We start from the raw sequence: 14,768 nt of genomic DNA on the forward strand, positions 1-14,768 counted from the left end.
GCGACAGATTGTTCAGCAATATGCCAGGCTTACAGATGGCGCTATTTTTTGAATATTCTGCAGAAAGGAAACCCTGTTTATGGATTTTATCGGCTGGACTGCTGCTGCTGGCGGTCTGCTACTGTTAATGTCTTTAGCCTCTGGCTGGATTCACCGTGGTCCGGTGACCTCTTTTGGCCTCTACCTGGTGGCGGGGATTATCTGCGGCCCCTGGGTGCTGGATCTGCTGCGCATTGATATCGTCAAACATGCCACCGTGGCCGCGCATATCACCGAAATCGCCATGGCGGCCTCACTGTTTATTACCGGGCTGAAACTGCGCTTGCCGCTAAAAGCGCCTGGCTGGCGCATTGGTCTGCGACTGGCTTTTCCGGCGATGTTGCTGACGGTCGCCGGCGTCGCCGTCGCCGCGCATTTTCTGGCGCACCTCTCCTGGCCGCTGGCGCTGGCTTTCGGCGCGATTGTCGCCCCAACCGATCCGGTGCTGGCCAGCCTGATTTCGGTTAATGATGCCCGCGACGATGACTCGCTGCGCGTGGCGCTTTCCAGTGAAGCCGGGATGAACGATGGCTCAGCGCTGCCGTTGCTAATGCTGGCAGTGATGCTGATTGTCAGCGAACAGCCGGTTTCGCTGGCGATGCTGACGCACTGGGCGACGGTAGACGTGATCTGGGCGCTGATCGGCGGTATTGCCATTGGTTTTGCGCTCGGCCGGCTTATCGGTGTGCTGGCGACCCATTTACGCAGCGCTAATCAGGATATTGCCCCGAACGACTTTCTCGCGCTGGCGCTGATTGCGTTAAGTTATGCCGCGGCCCAGGCGGTAGACGCCTCAGGATTTCTCGCCACCTTTGCCGCCGGTGTTGGTTTGCGTCGCGCCGAACTGCGGGTGACCACCCGCAATCCGCCGGAGAATCAGCCAGAGGACGATCGTCTGCCGCCCGCCGAAAGCCTGGTCAATATCCATCAACGCCATCTGTATACCGGCCCCGGCCTGACCAAATCGGTTGGTCTGGTGGTCGGTGACGCCCTCTCCTTCGGCGATACCGTAGAGCGTTTACTGGCGGCGGCGATGGTGCTGGTGCTCGGCGCCACGCTGGCGCTGCACTGGAATGCCAGCGGTTTACTGCTGGCTGCAATCCTGTTTCTGCTGATTCGTCCGGCCTCGGTGTGGCTGGCGACCACCGGCACCGGCATGCCACGCGTGCGACGTCTGCTGATCGGCTGGCTGGGGATTCGCGGCATTGGCAGCATTAACTATATTGCGTTTGCCGCGATGCACGGGCTGTCGGGAGGCGAAGCGAACCGCATGATGGATATGGCTTTCACCCTGGTGGTGGCCAGTATTGTGGTGCATGGCATTACGGTTACGCCGCTGGAAAACCGGCGTCAGAGCCGCAAGCTGGCGGAAGCGGAGCGACGGGAACAGCAGCAATAGTTTGCGACCACCGTGCCAGGCGGTGGCCGCATTCAAACATCAGGACTGAATAAACGCCAGCAGATCGGCATTGATCTGATCTTTATGCGTGGTGCAGATGCCGTGCGATCCACCTGGATAGACTTTTAACTGTCCATTCGGCAGCATGGCGGCGGTGGCCTTGCCACAGGTGGCAAAAGGCACAATCTGGTCGTCATCGCCATGAATCACCAGCGTCGGAATAGTCATTCTGGCGACATCTTCACGCAGGTCGGTTTCTGAAAAGGCTTTAATACAGTCATAAAGCGCCTTAATCGACCCCTGCATTCCTTGCAGCCAGAAACTGTTGCGTACTTCTTCCGAAACCACGGCGTCGGGGCGGTTATAGCCATAAAACGCCAGCGTCAGCTCCTTAAAAAACGCCGCGCGGTCGTTTTTAACCCCGGCGCGAATGCCGTCAAACACCTCCAGCGGTACGCCATCAGGGTTAAAATCGGTTTTGACCATAACTGGCGTGATGGCGCTAATTAATACCGCTTTTGCCACCCGCGCGGTGCCGTGTCGGCCAATATAACGCGCCACTTCGCCGCCACCGGTAGAGTGGCCAACGTGTACCGCATCGTGCAGATCGAGTGCCGCCGTCAGGGCGGCCAGATCGTCAGCATATTGATCGAGGTTATGCCCTTCCCATGGCTGTGAAGATCTTCCGTGCCCTCGACGATCGAGGGCGATCGCACGGTAGCCCTGTGAGGCGAGGAAAAACATCTGATCTTCAAAGGCATCGGCAGACAGTGGCCAGCCGTGGCTGAATACCACCGGCTGCCCGGCGCCCCAGTCTTTGTAATAGAGTTCGGTACCCTCATCCAGCATAAGTCTTTGTGCAGCTTGCATAGCAACTCCTTAACATCATCGGGTTGACAGAAAGGTCGCGTAAAAGAAACATCTGAATACCAGAATCAGCGTAGACAACAATCATGGATTGCTGGCGAAATATCGGCTGCGGAAAATCTTAATTAAACGCCGGTCAGCCGCCAGTTAATCAGCGAAGCGGCATAAATATTGAGACAGAGAGTGATTTTTATTATCATTCGCTTTTCCTTTAATGATAATCGCCATGCGTGCCTTTCTTTTACTGTTGCTGATCTTCAGCAACTGCGTTTTCGCCAGACAAATCACCGATCTTGATGGACGGCAGGTTGAAATTCCGGATAACCCGCAGCGCATCGTGCTGGGTGAAAGCCGGATGCTGTATACCCTCGCGCTGCTGGAACCGGGTTATCCGGCGGCTAAAATCGTCGGCTGGCCTGCGGACCTGGCTAAGTATGATGCGCAAACCTGGTCGCTGTATCAGCAGAAATTCCCGCAAATTAATCAGATTACCCAGCTGGGTTCCGGCAGCGTGCGCGAGCTGAATGCCGAAAGCGTGCTGAAACTGACGCCGGATCTGGTGATCCTGCCGCGGCTGGCGAAAACCGGCAATGAAGAGGCCGCTTTCAGACAGCTGATGCAGCAGGCGGGTATTCCGGTGATCACCATCGATCTGCGCGTCGATCTGCTGAATAACACGGTTCCCAGCATCAAAATATTAGGCGAAGTGCTTAATCAGCAGCAGCGCGCGCGTGATTTTATCGCTTTCTATCAGCAACATATGGAACGCATCCGTCAGCGTATCGCCGACTATCAGGGCCCCAAAACCCGGGTGATGTTGCATCTGCATTTAGGCCGTCGCGACACCTGCTGCACCACGGCGGTAAACGGCAACCTTGGTCAGCTGCTGGCGTTTGCCGGTGGCGACAATATTGCCGCACCGGTAGTTAAAGGGGTGTTCGGTGAGTTAAACCAGGAAGCGGTGCTGGCGGCGAACCCGCAGGTGTATATCGCCACCGGCATGGCTGGGCCGGCCGCTAAAGCGAAAACCCTGCAGCTTGGCCCGCAGGTCAGCGCACAGCAGGCACAACAGAGTTTCCGCCAGATTATGCAGGCGCAGCCGATTATCAGTCAGCTGGCGGCAGTCAGGCAGGGACGCGCCTGGGATTTGTGGCATAACTTCTACCTGAATCCTTACCACGTTGTCGCTACCGAGTTTTTTGCCAAAGCCCTCTATCCACAACTGTTTGCCGACGTTGATCCGCAACAAACCATGCAACAACTTTACCAGCAGTTTTTACCGCTGGATTTCTCAGGGACCTTCTGGAGTCAGTTACCACAATGAAAACAATCACCGGCTGCCTGCTGGGCAGTTTATTATTTCCCCTTAGCAGCCAGGCTGAAGAGTCAACGCTGGTGGTCAATCAGGACACCAGCAATCAAAGTGAACAAGGTTATCAGCCACATACCAGCACCACCGCGATGCGCTCGCCGGGTAAGATAATCGACACCCCGCAAAATATCACCGTAGTGCCACATCAGTTGCTGGAAGATCAGGATGCCGGCAATATTGACCAGGCGCTGTATTACGTCAGTGGTATCACCCAGTCCAATACGCTCGGCGGCACGCAGGATGCGCTAATCAAGCGTGGTTTTGGCGATAACCGTGACGGCTCTATTTTGCGCGACGGCATTCGTTCGATTCAGGCGCGCAACTTCACGCCAACCAGCGAGCGCGTTGAAGTGCTGAAAGGCCCGTCATCGATGCTGTATGGCATGAATGAGCCCGGTGGCCTGGTCAATATCATCAGTAAAAAACCGCAGCTGACACCGCATGTGCATCTTGAAGGGCGCACCAGCAGTTTTGGCGGCGGCGGTGGTCAGTTAGATGTTACCGGCCCGCTGGGTACTTCCGGCTTTGCCGGACGGCTGATTGTCGATCATGATGAAACCGACTACTGGCGCAACTTTGGCCGCACACGCCAGACCGTGGTGGCGCCCTCGCTGATGTGGTACGGCGAAACCACCACCGTACGTGTCGCGTGGGAGCATATGGAGTATCTGACCCCTTTCGATCGCGGCACCATTATCGACCCGAATACCGGCAAGCCGGTCAATACGCCACGTGAACGCCGTTTTGATGAGAGCTACAACGCCACCCGCGGCGATCAGGATACCCTGAGCTTGCAGGTTGATCAGGAGCTGAGCGACGACTGGACCTCACACCTGACCTATGCGTTTAACCGTAATCGCTATAGCGATAACCAGGCGCGCGCCACTAAATATGATGCGGATACCGGCCTGCTGACCCGTCAGGCCGACGCCACCGCCGAAGCGCAAAGCCGCTCGCAGATGGTTCAGCTGACATTTAATGGCGATCTGAACTGGGGCAGCGTTAACCATCAGCTGCTGACTGGTTTTGACTACGAAGCCGATCGCACCTTCCGCGGCGATATGATCCGCGGCACCAAAACAGTCGACAGCAGTTTCAATATTTACGATCCGGTTTACGGCCAGATGCCCTCCTCCACAGCGGTCAGCGCCAAAGATAGCGATCAGCGGGAAAATATCGACAGCCGTGGCCTGTTTGTACAGGACGCCATGCGCCTTAATCAGCACTGGCTGTTTATTGCCGGTTTGCGCTATGACAGCTTTGATGTGATGTCCGGCAAAGGACGCCCGTTTGTCACCAATACGCAAAGCTCTGACAGCCGTCTGGTGCCGCGTGCCGGTGTGGTTTACAACATCAATAGCTGGTCCAGCCTGTATGCCAGTTATACCGAATCGTTTAAGCCGAATACCTCGATTGCCACCCAGATTGATGCGCTGCCGCCAGAAACCGGCAAAGCGTATGAAGTGGGGGGCAAAAATCGATCTGCCGCAGGGCATTACCGGCACGCTGGCGTTGTTTGATATCAGTAAGCGTAATGTGATGGTCAGCGAACTGGTTGATGGCGAAAGCGTCACGCGCACCGCCGGTAAAGCACGTTCACAGGGGATCGAACTGGATGCCGCCGGTAAACTTACTGACTCGCTGAGTCTGGTGGGGAGCTACGCCTACACTGATGCACGCGTAACTGCCGATCCGGATAACAACGGCAATCGCCTGACGAATGTGGCGCGTCATACCGCCGCGCTGTTCCTGACGCAGGATTTCGGCCACACCGGTTTGCTGGCGACTGACAATCTGCGCGCCGGCATTGGCGCCCGCTATGTCGGCAGCCGTCCGGGTGATGCCGCCAACAGTTTTACCCTCAGTGATTATACCGTGGCGGATGCCTTTGTCGGCTGGACCACGCCAGTCAACAGCTATCAGGTGAAGTGGCAGGTCAACGTGAAGAATCTGTTTGATAAGACTTACTACCCCTCCAGCGGGGGTAATTTGCGCGTAGCCATTGGCGATCCGCGTGAAGTGGTGCTGAAAGCCAGCGTCGATTTTTAACCCCCCGCCTCTGCGCCTGGTCAGCTAAGCCGCTGACCAGGCAATCCCGCCTGAAAATGCAGAATTATCCCCCTACCGTTACGCCTGGCAGCACCTACACTTAAAGCAAATTAAGGAGAAATGCTTTATGTTCCGTTTAATCACCTCCCTGTTTTCCAGCCCGGAAAAACTGTTGCAGGTACTCAACCGCAAAGATATCGAAGAGTCCATCGCCGATGGCGAACGTATTATTATTGATGAAGACGGTAACGCGGCGGTTAATGTCCTCAGTGATGACGCACAACTTGATTTTGACAATCATGTTAAAGCACTGAAGAGGGCATAGTATGGGAACGGCGATTTTTATGGTGCTGATGGTATGCGGCTACTGGTATACCAGCCGTGACCTCTCCACCCGCTTCAGAATCAAACGCAGTTTCGGCTGGGACGTCTATTTCCTCGTGGCGTTATATGGCTGCATATTTGTCTTACAAGGGGTTTTCGCTACTGGCTTAGTCTGGCTGATACTGTTAGCCATCTCCGCCAGCTTAAATACGCTGCCGCAGTTAGTGGGAATGCAGCACCATGATTACCAGATGGAGTTTATGAACTGGAGCTTCCTTGGCATCCAGGCGCCGGTGGTGGTGATGCTCTCATTTGCCATTCTGCTGTGTCTCTATCGTTCTAACTGGGCAGGAAGCGCGCGTCTGAGCAGTAGCGGCCGCCAGAAGTTGTATAAGCGTCTCACCCGCGCTAATGGCGTCGAAGGATTGCTGTTTCAGTGCATGGAACAGGGAGAGCTGGCGTGGATAACCCTGAAGTCACGGCGCATCTATATTGGCATGATTCATACCGCCTCGATTGACAGCACCACGGTGAATAATGTGGTGTTGATCCCGATGCTCAGTGGTTATCGTGACAGCAAGTCATTTGAGTTTTGTGTGGAGCATAACTACAGCGCCTGGTATGCCGAACATGGCATTACGCTGAATTCAGAGCCGAAATCAGCGCTGGCGTTTCGTAAAGTCATCCTGCTTGATCAGATAGAGAGCCTGTCACTGTTTGATGCCGCCAGTGCCTCAGCACTGCGGCTGTCCGATAAGTCAGCGCCCGTCGTGGTTACACCATCCATACCTGGTTGAAGTTGATATGCTTCCAGTGCGCCATATCTTCCGGTGAAATAATGCTGTCGCAGCTGAATCCGTCGGCGAGGTCGAGGGGTTCAACCGGCAGCGGCTGCCCGCTATGTAATGACCAGAATACATGAACCTTCGGGTGCAGCAACGACTGGCTACCCGCCTCAACCACCATTGCCACCCGACCGGAAGAGAGGCGCACCAGCGAACCGACCGGATAGATGCCTACCGACTTCACAAAGGCGTAAAAAATCGCCTTATCAAAATGACCACCCCAGTTGGCCATCCGATGCATCGCATCCGCCGGATTCCAGCCATCACGATATGGACGGTTAGATGTAACCGCATCATAGACATCGCAAACCGCCGCCATACGCGCAAAGTTACTGATCTGATTACCTTTCAGGCCGTACGGATAACCTGAACCATCCACCTTTTCATGATGATGCAACGCAATATCAATCACTTCATCCGAAGCCCCGGCTTTAAACAGCATTTCAGCGCCAGTCAGCGGATGTTTTTTCATCGCGCTAAACTCTTCGTCGCTCAGTTTGCCGGGCTTATTCAATATTTCCAGCGCCACCTGGGCTTTGCCTAAGTCATGCAGCAGCCCGCCCAGTCCGGCCAGACGTACGCCATGGTCATCCAGCTGTAACCGGCGGCCCAGTCCTATCATCAGCGCACATACGGCGACAGAATGCAGATAGGTATAGTCGTCATGATCCTTCAGCCGCGCGACATTGATGAGCGCCGAAGGGTGGCGATCAACCGAACCGGTAATCTCTTCAACCAGCGACAGCGTGCTCTGTACATCAACGGTCTGGCCAAGGCGCGCTTCGCCAAACATTGCTTTAATCTGCGAGGTTCCCTGCTGACAAATACGCTGCGCATGCGCCACTTCACTGAGAAACGAGCCGGGGGGCGCTACGGCTGGCGGCACAGCTGAATTTGCCACCGCTTCAGCCTGTTTTGGCACTACGCTTCTGGCCATATCGACCCATACCTGGCCGATACCGCATTCGGCTATCGCCGTCAGCTGGCGTGGATCGGTCAGCAGCATGCGGTTCGAAATCAGAGGATGCTTTATCCAAAATACGCCCAGCTTATGGATATACATCCCCAGCTGCAATTCCTGCGTAGGGATAAGCTTGATCACTCTCTTGCTCCTTTAGCATCCTGGTTGATCATATGGGGATACTATCGGCGGCTGGATAAAGTTTCTTCAGCCAGAAATCAGTAAAATTAGTGTAAAGCTGTGCAGCTGATCGCCTGTGGCGTAGTAAGCAAATGTTAAATAAGGTTATTTTACCAAATTCTGCTGCTTACCCGCTGCGCTTGCGCAGATAATCGCAAACAACGGTGGCGAACTTGTTTTACACTCGACTTTTAACGCCAGCGGAGTCTGTTGATGTCTTTAACTCGCCTGTCATCGTTGTCAGCACTACCCGCCGGACAGTGGGATGCGTTACTGCCGGATGATAATCCGTTTCTGCGCCATGCTTTCCTTGTCACGCTGGAGCAGAGTGGCAGCCTCGGCGCGCAGAGCGGCTGGCAGCCGGAGCATCTGCTCTGGCAGCAGCAGGGGGAGCTGCGCGCGGCGATCCCTGGCTACCGTAAAAGTCACTCACGTGGCGAATATGTTTTCGACCACGCCTGGGCCGATGCCTGTCATCGTGCGGGGATCGCTTATTACCCGAAATGGCTGGGCGCCATTCCGTTTAGCCCGGTCGCAGGCGCGCGTCTGTTGGGTGATGCCGGTGCCAGCGCTGAGCTGCTGGCGCAGTTGCCGGACTTTTTGCAGCAACAGGCGCTGTCAGGCGCGCATATCAACTTTACCGATACTCAGGCGAACAGCCTGCTGACAGTACAACCTGACTGGCTGGAACGTCACGGCTGCCAGTATCACTGGCATAATCGCGGCTATCGTGATTTCCAGGACTTTCTCGATAGCCTGATGTCGCGTAAACGTAAGCAGCTGCGCAAAGAGCGCGAGCAGGTTGCTGCATCCGGGATTGAATTTAGCTGGCTGCAAGGCGCGCAGGTGACGGAAAGCCAGTGGGATTTTGTCTACAGCTGCTACGCCAACACCTATGCGGTACGCGGGCAACACCCGTATCTGACGCGCGCGTTCTTCAGCCTGCTGGCGGAACGGATGCCGGAAAATATTCGCGTGGTGCTGGCTCTGCTGCGCGGGCAACCAGTGGCGATGGCCTTTAGCCTGGTCAGCGGCAGCACCTTCTATGGGCGCTACTGGGGCGCAATTGCCGACTTTGATCGTCTGCACTTTGAAACCTGTTTTTATCAGGGCATGGATTATGCCATCGCCAATGGCTTAAGTGAATTTGATGCCGGGGCGCAAGGAGAACATAAGCTGATTCGCGGTTTTGAGCCGCAGCTCACCCACTCCTGGCACTATCTGCGCCATCCAGGTTTACGCGCGGCAGTGGGCGACTTTCTGCAACAGGAACGCGCAGGGGTCAGCGGCTGGATTGATGATGCCCGCGACGCCCTGCCATACCGTAAAGGGGATTAGTCGATAATATTTGCTCTTCCGTCATATGCCGTACTTCGATTAAGGCTGCATTCAGGTATTCTCTGCCGCGTGCAAGCATAGCTTCGTACTCAGCCAGCTGCTCTTTTGTGCCAACCGGTGTGAAATCACGGATAATTTTACTGGTGACTATTTTTTCCGCTGCGACACTCTCAATGGCATATTTAGCGATGCGCCGGACTTCATCTGGCGTCAGTGCAGGCATACGATATGTGTTCATAATGGTTCCCTCCGTATCTGCGGGCTATTTTATCATCACAGAGACAGATTGCATTATTTTTGTACAGCCAATACGCTGTTTACACGGCATTTTTACCAATCAGTCGATACCGACAAAGCCACCGGTTTGATGCTGCCATAAACGCGCATACAGACCGTTTTTCGCCAGCAGTTCGCGGTGGCTGCCCATTTCGACAATCGCGCCCTTCTCCAGCACCACCAGCCGATCCATTTTCGCAATGGTCGACAGCCGGTGAGCAATAGCGATAACCGTTTTACCCTGCATCAGCGTTTCCAGGCTCTCCTGAATCGCCGCTTCCACTTCTGAATCCAGCGCCGAGGTCGCCTCGTCCATCACCAGGATCGGCGCATCTTTCAGCAGTACGCGCGCAATCGCAATACGCTGGCGCTGACCGCCAGAAAGTTTCACGCCGCGCTCACCGACGTGCGCATCCAGACCGGTACGTCCCTGCGGATCGGAGAGCAGCGGAATAAATTCGTCAGCGCGCGCACGATGGATCGCCATCAGTAGCGCTTCCTCGCTGGCTTCTGGCTTGCCATACAATAAGTTATCGCGAATCGAGCGGTGCAGCAGCGAGGTATCCTGAGTAATCATACCAATCTGCGCACGCAGACTATGCTGGCTGACCTGCGCGATATCCTGGCCATCAATCAGAATGCGACCGCCGTTAATGTCATACAGTCGCATCAGCAGATTGACCAGCGTCGATTTGCCAGCGCCGGAGGGGCCAATCAGACCAATCTTTTCGCCAGGCTTAATCTGCAGATCCAGACCATTTATCACCTGACGACTGCCGCCATAATCAAAGTTCACCCGATCAAAATGAATCGCGCCACTGTGTACCTGCAACGCCTCCGCTTCCGGCTCATCAGCCACACTAATCGGCTGCGAGATGGTTTTCAGGCCATCCTGCACCATACCGATATTTTCAAAAATGCCGTTCACTACCCACATAATCCAGCCGGACATGTTGACAATGCGGATCACCAGCCCGGTCGCCAGCGCAATGGCTCCGACGCTAATCAGCGATTGCGTCCACAGCCACAGCGCCATGCCGCTGGTCGCCACAATCAGCAAGCCATTTAGTGTCGAGATGGTGACATCCATACTGGTGGCCATTCGCGTAGCCAGCTGCATTTTCTGCGTCTGTTCCTGCATTGCCTCGCGCGCATAGCGCTGCTCAAGATCGGTATGAGCAAACAGTTTCAGCGTGGTGATATTGGTATAACCATCAACGATACAGCCCATCAGTTTTGAGCGTGCGTCGGATGACTCAACCGAGCGCGCTTTAATACGCGGCACGAAATAGCGCATGGCGGCGACATAGCCCACAATCCAGATAATTAAGGGCACCATTAAGCGCCAGTCGGCTTGCGCAAACAGCACTAACGAAGTGACGGCATAGATCAGCACATGCCACAGCGCATCCACCGTCTGCACCGCGGAATCACGCAGTGCGTTGCCGGTTTGCATAATGCGTTGCGCGATACGTCCGGCAAAATCATTCTGGAAGAAATTCAGACTCTGGCGCAGCACATAGTTATGATTTTGCCAGCGAATCATGCTGGTCATACCGGGGTTAATGCTCTGATTAACCAGCAGATCGTGCAGACCAATAAATACCGGGCGTAGGATCAGCGCCACAAACGCCATCCACAGCAGGGTTGGCCAGTGATCGCTAAACAGCGTGGCGGGTGACGAACTGTTGGCCAGATCGATAATCCGGCTCAGATAACTGAACAGCGCCACCTCAATTAATGAGCCTGCCAGCCCTACCGCCAGCAATGCGGCGAAGCTGCGCCATACCTGACGCAAATAGTAAAAATAGAACGGCCAGACCTGGTCTGGCGGGGCCTCGCTCGGGGCATCCTGGAAAATATTGATCAATCTTTCAAAGCGGCGGAACAGCATATACACACTCACTTTCAACGCATTACGAACCACTGAGCTTAGTCCCATTCCCACCGGGCTTCAGCTTCAGGGCCAAATAAAAGCACAAATTTCGCCATTATTTATGGCTAAAACGACGAACCACAACAAGGGTAAAATGAGACACGCTTTTCATATGACTGCGTAAAGCCTATGCTTCTAAACCTGAATAAATCAGCTATCCGGAAATGAATATGGCAAAAAGTTTAGTCATTATGCTGCATGGCGTCGGCAGTAACGGCGATGATTTAGCGGGGCTCGGTAGCCACTGGTCACCCGCATTACCCGGCGTCGCTTTTGCCTCACCCGATGCGCCTTACCCCTTTCCACATGGGGCGGGTTATCAGTGGTTTAGCCTTGACGGGATTACTGAGCAGAACCGCCCGGTGCGTGTGGTGGCCGCGCGCGCCGCTTTTGACCAGCTGCTGCATGGCATTCTCGCAGCCCATCAGATGAGCGGGCAGCTGGATCGCGTGGTGCTGGTTGGTTTTTCGCAAGGGTCAATTATGGCGCTGGATGCGCTGGTTTCCGGGCGCTGGCCGGTAGCAGGCGTTGTGGCGTTCTCCGGACGACTCTCCTCGCCACCGCCATTTACCCCGGCAACCCGCACCCCGGCATTACTGATCCACGGCCATGCCGATGCGGTGATTCCGTGGGCGGAAAGTGAAGCGGCGGCCCTGCGCCTGATCGCCGCGGGCGTAGAGGTAAAAACCCAGTTTGAACCCGCCACCGGCCACACCATCTCCGGCCAGGGCGCGAGCACCGCCGCGACCTTTATTACCGGCTGTCTGGCCTGACAATATGGGGCCGGTGGCCCCGCTGTATTATCCCAGCGCGTTGATCAGCGCAAAACCGGCGAATGTCATCAACAAAGAGCCGATCACGTGCGTCATCACACTTAGCATCGCCCACATATAGTTACCGCTTTGCAGCAGCAACACGATTTCCGCTGAGAAGGTCGAAAAGGTAGTCAGGCCGCCGCATAAACCGGTGACAATCAGCAACTTCCACATGGGATCAAGCTGCGGGTTTTTCAGGAAATACGCCAGCGCCATCCCAATAATAAAGCCGCCAGCCAGATTCACGATCAGCGTCCCAGGTGGCAAATTGGGAAATAACGTATTGAAGCGTAAAGAAATAAGCCAGCGCAATGCACAACCTGCCGCACCACCGACCATCACCGCAAGCATTGATTTAACCATTGTTAAAAACCCTTAAAATCTTACTGTTGCTTATTGCTCAGGGAAACGGGGATGCAGGAAACAAGACAGAGTGCTGACTTCCTGACATACACCACACTCCCGCGAAGAGGATATGTATGCCAGGCGTCATCAGCCGCTGAGGAACCAGCAGGCGGTTGGATAAGGTGGAACGCCATCACCTTGAAGTCAAAATAATATCCCTTTGTGGCGCAGCAGACAATCCATGCGGCTAAAGTTGTGTAAATCCAGCGGGCTAACGCTGGCTTCAGCATAGTTTTCACTACACTGAGGCCCATGACTCGCTAATAAAAGGATCTGCTGATGAAAGAGATGGAAAAAGCCGCCGCCGGTTTATTGTATGACGCTAACTACGATCAGGATGTATTGCGCCAGCGGGATGAGGCCAAATCGGCATTGTATGACTACAACCATCTGCATCCGCACAAAGGCGCCGAGCGCACGGCAATTATCAAATCGCTGCTGGGTAAAACCGGGGAAAATATCCTGGTAGAGTCGCCATTCTGGTGTGACTACGGCTACAACATTGAAGTGGGCGAGAACTTCTACGCCAATGTGAATCTGGTGATCCTTGATGGCGCCAAAGTCACTATTGGCGACAATGCCTTTATCGCGCCCAATGTCGGTTTGTATACCGCCGGGCATCCGCTGGATGCCGAACGTCGCAATCAGGGACTGGAATACGCCTTTCCAATTACCATCGGCAACAATGTATGGATTGGCGCAGCGGTTTCAGTAATGCCAGGCGTAACCATTGGTGATGGCTGCGTAATTGGCGCTGGCAGCGTGGTGACCAAAGATCTGCCCGCGAATGTGCTGGCGATGGGTAATCCATGCCGGGTAGTACGTGAAATCAGTGAGGCCGATACGCTGAAATATCGCCCGGCTTAAGATGCTGACGGCCAGCAGGCCGCCAGTGCGTTGTTCAGAAGGCAATCTCAGCGGCTTTTACTACAGATACAAACGGGCCTGACAGCAATTTATTGTGATGGGCAATAATTTGTTCTGCACTTAACACGCCGTTAGCGAAGGTGGTATGGGCATCGCTGGCCAGCACCATCTCAATACCGAGATCACGGCCGCCGCGACAGGTGGTATCGACGCAATAGTCCGTTTGCATGCCCGCTACCGCCAGCTGCTGAATGCCTTTTTCCTGCAACAGACTCAGCAATGTGGTCTGGAAAAAGCAGCTGGGGCGCGTCTTGGTCAGATAAATATCATTTTCGTCACGCTTAAGTTGCGCCGCGATCTGCCACATCTCACTGCCCTGCGCCAGAGGTGTGCCCTCAGGCCCGGTATGCTGAACAAAAATAATGGGCCGTTGTTGCGCGCGGGCGGCGGCGATAAGCTGATTAATATTCGCAACTACCGATTCGATGGCAAATGGCGCCTGTGCGGCATGTACCAGTCCGTTTTGCATATCGATAATCAGCAGGGCAGAAGCATGTTGACTCATGATGTTCTCCGGTAAAACCGTTCGGACGGAGAACCCTGACCCCCGTCAGAATCGGCGGGACGATGGGATGTTTGCTATTTATGCTGCATGCAAACGCGCCACAGTCCGCCAGATGCGGTTGTGGTGGTATGCGTGGTGAGGACGTGCAGAGAAATCAGCATGCTTAAAGCATTGCCTGAACAGGATAAAATTGCAATTGATTAATATCAGGGGGAGAAAGCGGTGTTACAGCAAAGTTTGATAACCATCGGTCGATCCCTAACCGCGGTTATCGAGGGTATTTTGCTACTGGTGTACTAAAAATCAGTTTAATGCGCCTGGCGGTACGTGCTTGTAAGTTTCAACGTAAGCGCGGAATACATACTTAAAAAACTTTTTCATCAGACTATCCGGTTCAATTTTTGTTGAATAACGCAAAAAATTATACGATCCGGACGTTTTTCATGCAAATTTTTTTGATGCAGATCACATTATTCAACTAAAGTATGCAAACCTTAACTTAAACAAAAGTTAAACAAGAAGGGGTTTCT

14 protein-coding genes, 1 pseudogene and 1 riboswitch are annotated in these 14,768 nt (G+C 54.4%); of the genes and pseudogenes, 8 read left to right on the forward strand and 7 right to left on the reverse strand.

Features of this window, described 5'->3' with window-relative positions; translation table 11 throughout:
- Positions 1-79 precede the first annotated feature (79 nt).
- A complete protein-coding gene (locus J2125_RS10300) occupies positions 80-1,438 on the forward strand; it encodes a cation:proton antiporter (protein WP_017799636.1) in 1,359 nt (452 codons plus the stop codon).
- A 39-nt stretch (positions 1,439-1,477) separates the two neighbouring features.
- On the opposite strand, the gene J2125_RS10305 is transcribed toward J2125_RS10300, so the two are convergent.
- Positions 1,478-2,308 (reverse strand): alpha/beta fold hydrolase, encoded by an 831-nt coding sequence (locus tag J2125_RS10305; RefSeq protein ID WP_026111503.1) that lies wholly within the window; start codon positions 2,306-2,308, stop codon positions 1,478-1,480.
- Between the two features lie 223 nt (positions 2,309-2,531).
- Between J2125_RS10305 and J2125_RS10310 the strand changes: the two genes are divergently transcribed.
- From J2125_RS10310 to J2125_RS10325, 4 genes and pseudogenes are all read left to right on the forward strand, one after another.
- Complete coding sequence (locus J2125_RS10310) at positions 2,532-3,629, forward strand: ABC transporter substrate-binding protein (RefSeq protein ID WP_017799638.1); 1,098 nt, start codon at positions 2,532-2,534, stop codon at positions 3,627-3,629.
- Positions 3,630-3,766: 137 nt separating this feature from the next.
- A pseudogene (locus tag J2125_RS10315) lies at positions 3,767-5,726 on the forward strand (TonB-dependent siderophore receptor).
- A gap of 127 nt (positions 5,727-5,853) precedes the next feature.
- A complete protein-coding gene (locus J2125_RS10320) occupies positions 5,854-6,051 on the forward strand; it encodes a hypothetical protein (RefSeq protein WP_017799639.1) in 198 nt (65 codons plus the stop codon).
- 1 nt (position 6,052) lies between these two features.
- Positions 6,053-6,847 (forward strand): hypothetical protein, encoded by a 795-nt coding sequence (locus J2125_RS10325; protein ID WP_017799640.1) that lies wholly within the window; start codon positions 6,053-6,055, stop codon positions 6,845-6,847.
- On the opposite strand, the gene J2125_RS10330 is transcribed toward J2125_RS10325, so the two are convergent.
- Positions 6,825-7,997, reverse strand: a complete 1,173-nt coding sequence (locus J2125_RS10330) for a cyclic di-GMP phosphodiesterase (protein WP_026111504.1) — start codon at positions 7,995-7,997, stop codon at positions 6,825-6,827. The genes J2125_RS10325 and J2125_RS10330 overlap by 23 nt on opposite strands.
- A 252-nt stretch (positions 7,998-8,249) precedes the next feature.
- On the opposite strand from J2125_RS10330, the gene J2125_RS10335 reads away from it, so the two are divergent.
- Entirely contained in the window at positions 8,250-9,374 is a 1,125-nt protein-coding gene (locus J2125_RS10335) for a GNAT family N-acetyltransferase (RefSeq protein WP_017799642.1), read from the forward strand.
- On the opposite strand, the gene J2125_RS10340 is transcribed toward J2125_RS10335, so the two are convergent.
- Entirely contained in the window at positions 9,319-9,612 is a 294-nt protein-coding gene (locus J2125_RS10340) for a hypothetical protein (protein ID WP_157819418.1), read from the reverse strand. The genes J2125_RS10335 and J2125_RS10340 overlap by 56 nt on opposite strands.
- Before the next feature lie 99 nt (positions 9,613-9,711).
- The gene (locus tag J2125_RS10345) at positions 9,712-11,544 is read right to left on the reverse strand and encodes an ABC transporter ATP-binding protein (RefSeq protein ID WP_026111505.1); all 1,833 of its coding nucleotides are present in this window, start codon (positions 11,542-11,544) and stop codon (positions 9,712-9,714) included.
- A 212-nt stretch (positions 11,545-11,756) separates the two neighbouring features.
- Here J2125_RS10345 and J2125_RS10350 point away from each other — a divergent pair, with 212 nt between their 5' ends.
- Positions 11,757-12,359, forward strand: a complete 603-nt coding sequence (locus J2125_RS10350; RefSeq protein ID WP_017799644.1) for an alpha/beta hydrolase — start codon at positions 11,757-11,759, stop codon at positions 12,357-12,359.
- Positions 12,360-12,386: 27 nt separating this feature from the next.
- On the opposite strand, the gene crcB is transcribed toward J2125_RS10350, so the two are convergent.
- Positions 12,387-12,764, reverse strand: a complete 378-nt coding sequence (gene crcB / locus J2125_RS10355; RefSeq protein WP_017799645.1) for a fluoride efflux transporter CrcB — start codon at positions 12,762-12,764, stop codon at positions 12,387-12,389.
- A gap of 113 nt (positions 12,765-12,877) precedes the next feature.
- Positions 12,878-12,953, reverse strand: a riboswitch (Fluoride riboswitch).
- 132 nt (positions 12,954-13,085) lie between these two features.
- Here crcB and J2125_RS10360 point away from each other — a divergent pair.
- A complete protein-coding gene (locus tag J2125_RS10360) occupies positions 13,086-13,673 on the forward strand; it encodes a sugar O-acetyltransferase (protein ID WP_017799646.1) in 588 nt (195 codons plus the stop codon).
- 34 nt (positions 13,674-13,707) lie between these two features.
- Here J2125_RS10360 and J2125_RS10365 read toward each other — a convergent pair whose 3' ends face one another.
- Complete coding sequence (locus tag J2125_RS10365; protein ID WP_017799647.1) at positions 13,708-14,238, reverse strand: cysteine hydrolase family protein; 531 nt, start codon at positions 14,236-14,238, stop codon at positions 13,708-13,710.
- 303 nt (positions 14,239-14,541) lie between these two features.
- Positions 14,542-14,619, reverse strand: coding sequence for a stress response protein AzuC (azuC, locus tag J2125_RS25275; RefSeq protein ID WP_407704426.1), 78 nt, complete (start codon positions 14,617-14,619; stop codon positions 14,542-14,544).
- Between the last annotated feature and the right edge of the window lie 149 nt (positions 14,620-14,768).

Origin of the sequence: Winslowiella toletana, assembly GCF_017875465.1 — a bacterium.
GTDB lineage: Bacteria > Pseudomonadota > Gammaproteobacteria > Enterobacterales > Enterobacteriaceae > Erwinia > Erwinia toletana.

Coding starts and splice junctions, on each gene's coding strand:
- J2125_RS10300 (WP_017799636.1), top strand. CDS start 80: ATGGATTTTATCGGCTGGACTGCTGCTGCTGGCGGTCTGCTACTGTTA.
- J2125_RS10305 (WP_026111503.1), bottom strand. CDS start 2,308: ATGCAAGCTGCACAAAGACTTATGCTGGATGAGGGTACCGAACTCTAT.
- J2125_RS10310 (WP_017799638.1), top strand. CDS start 2,532: ATGCGTGCCTTTCTTTTACTGTTGCTGATCTTCAGCAACTGCGTTTTC.
- J2125_RS10320 (WP_017799639.1), top strand. CDS start 5,854: ATGTTCCGTTTAATCACCTCCCTGTTTTCCAGCCCGGAAAAACTGTTG.
- J2125_RS10325 (WP_017799640.1), top strand. CDS start 6,053: ATGGGAACGGCGATTTTTATGGTGCTGATGGTATGCGGCTACTGGTAT.
- J2125_RS10335 (WP_017799642.1), top strand. CDS start 8,250: ATGTCTTTAACTCGCCTGTCATCGTTGTCAGCACTACCCGCCGGACAG.
- J2125_RS10340 (WP_157819418.1), bottom strand. CDS start 9,612: ATGAACACATATCGTATGCCTGCACTGACGCCAGATGAAGTCCGGCGC.
- J2125_RS10345 (WP_026111505.1), bottom strand. CDS start 11,544: ATGCTGTTCCGCCGCTTTGAAAGATTGATCAATATTTTCCAGGATGCC.
- J2125_RS10350 (WP_017799644.1), top strand. CDS start 11,757: ATGGCAAAAAGTTTAGTCATTATGCTGCATGGCGTCGGCAGTAACGGC.
- crcB (WP_017799645.1), bottom strand. CDS start 12,764: ATGGTTAAATCAATGCTTGCGGTGATGGTCGGTGGTGCGGCAGGTTGT.
- J2125_RS10360 (WP_017799646.1), top strand. CDS start 13,086: ATGAAAGAGATGGAAAAAGCCGCCGCCGGTTTATTGTATGACGCTAAC.
- J2125_RS10365 (WP_017799647.1), bottom strand. CDS start 14,238: ATGAGTCAACATGCTTCTGCCCTGCTGATTATCGATATGCAAAACGGA.
- azuC (WP_407704426.1), bottom strand. CDS start 14,619: ATGAAAAAGTTTTTTAAGTATGTATTCCGCGCTTACGTTGAAACTTAC.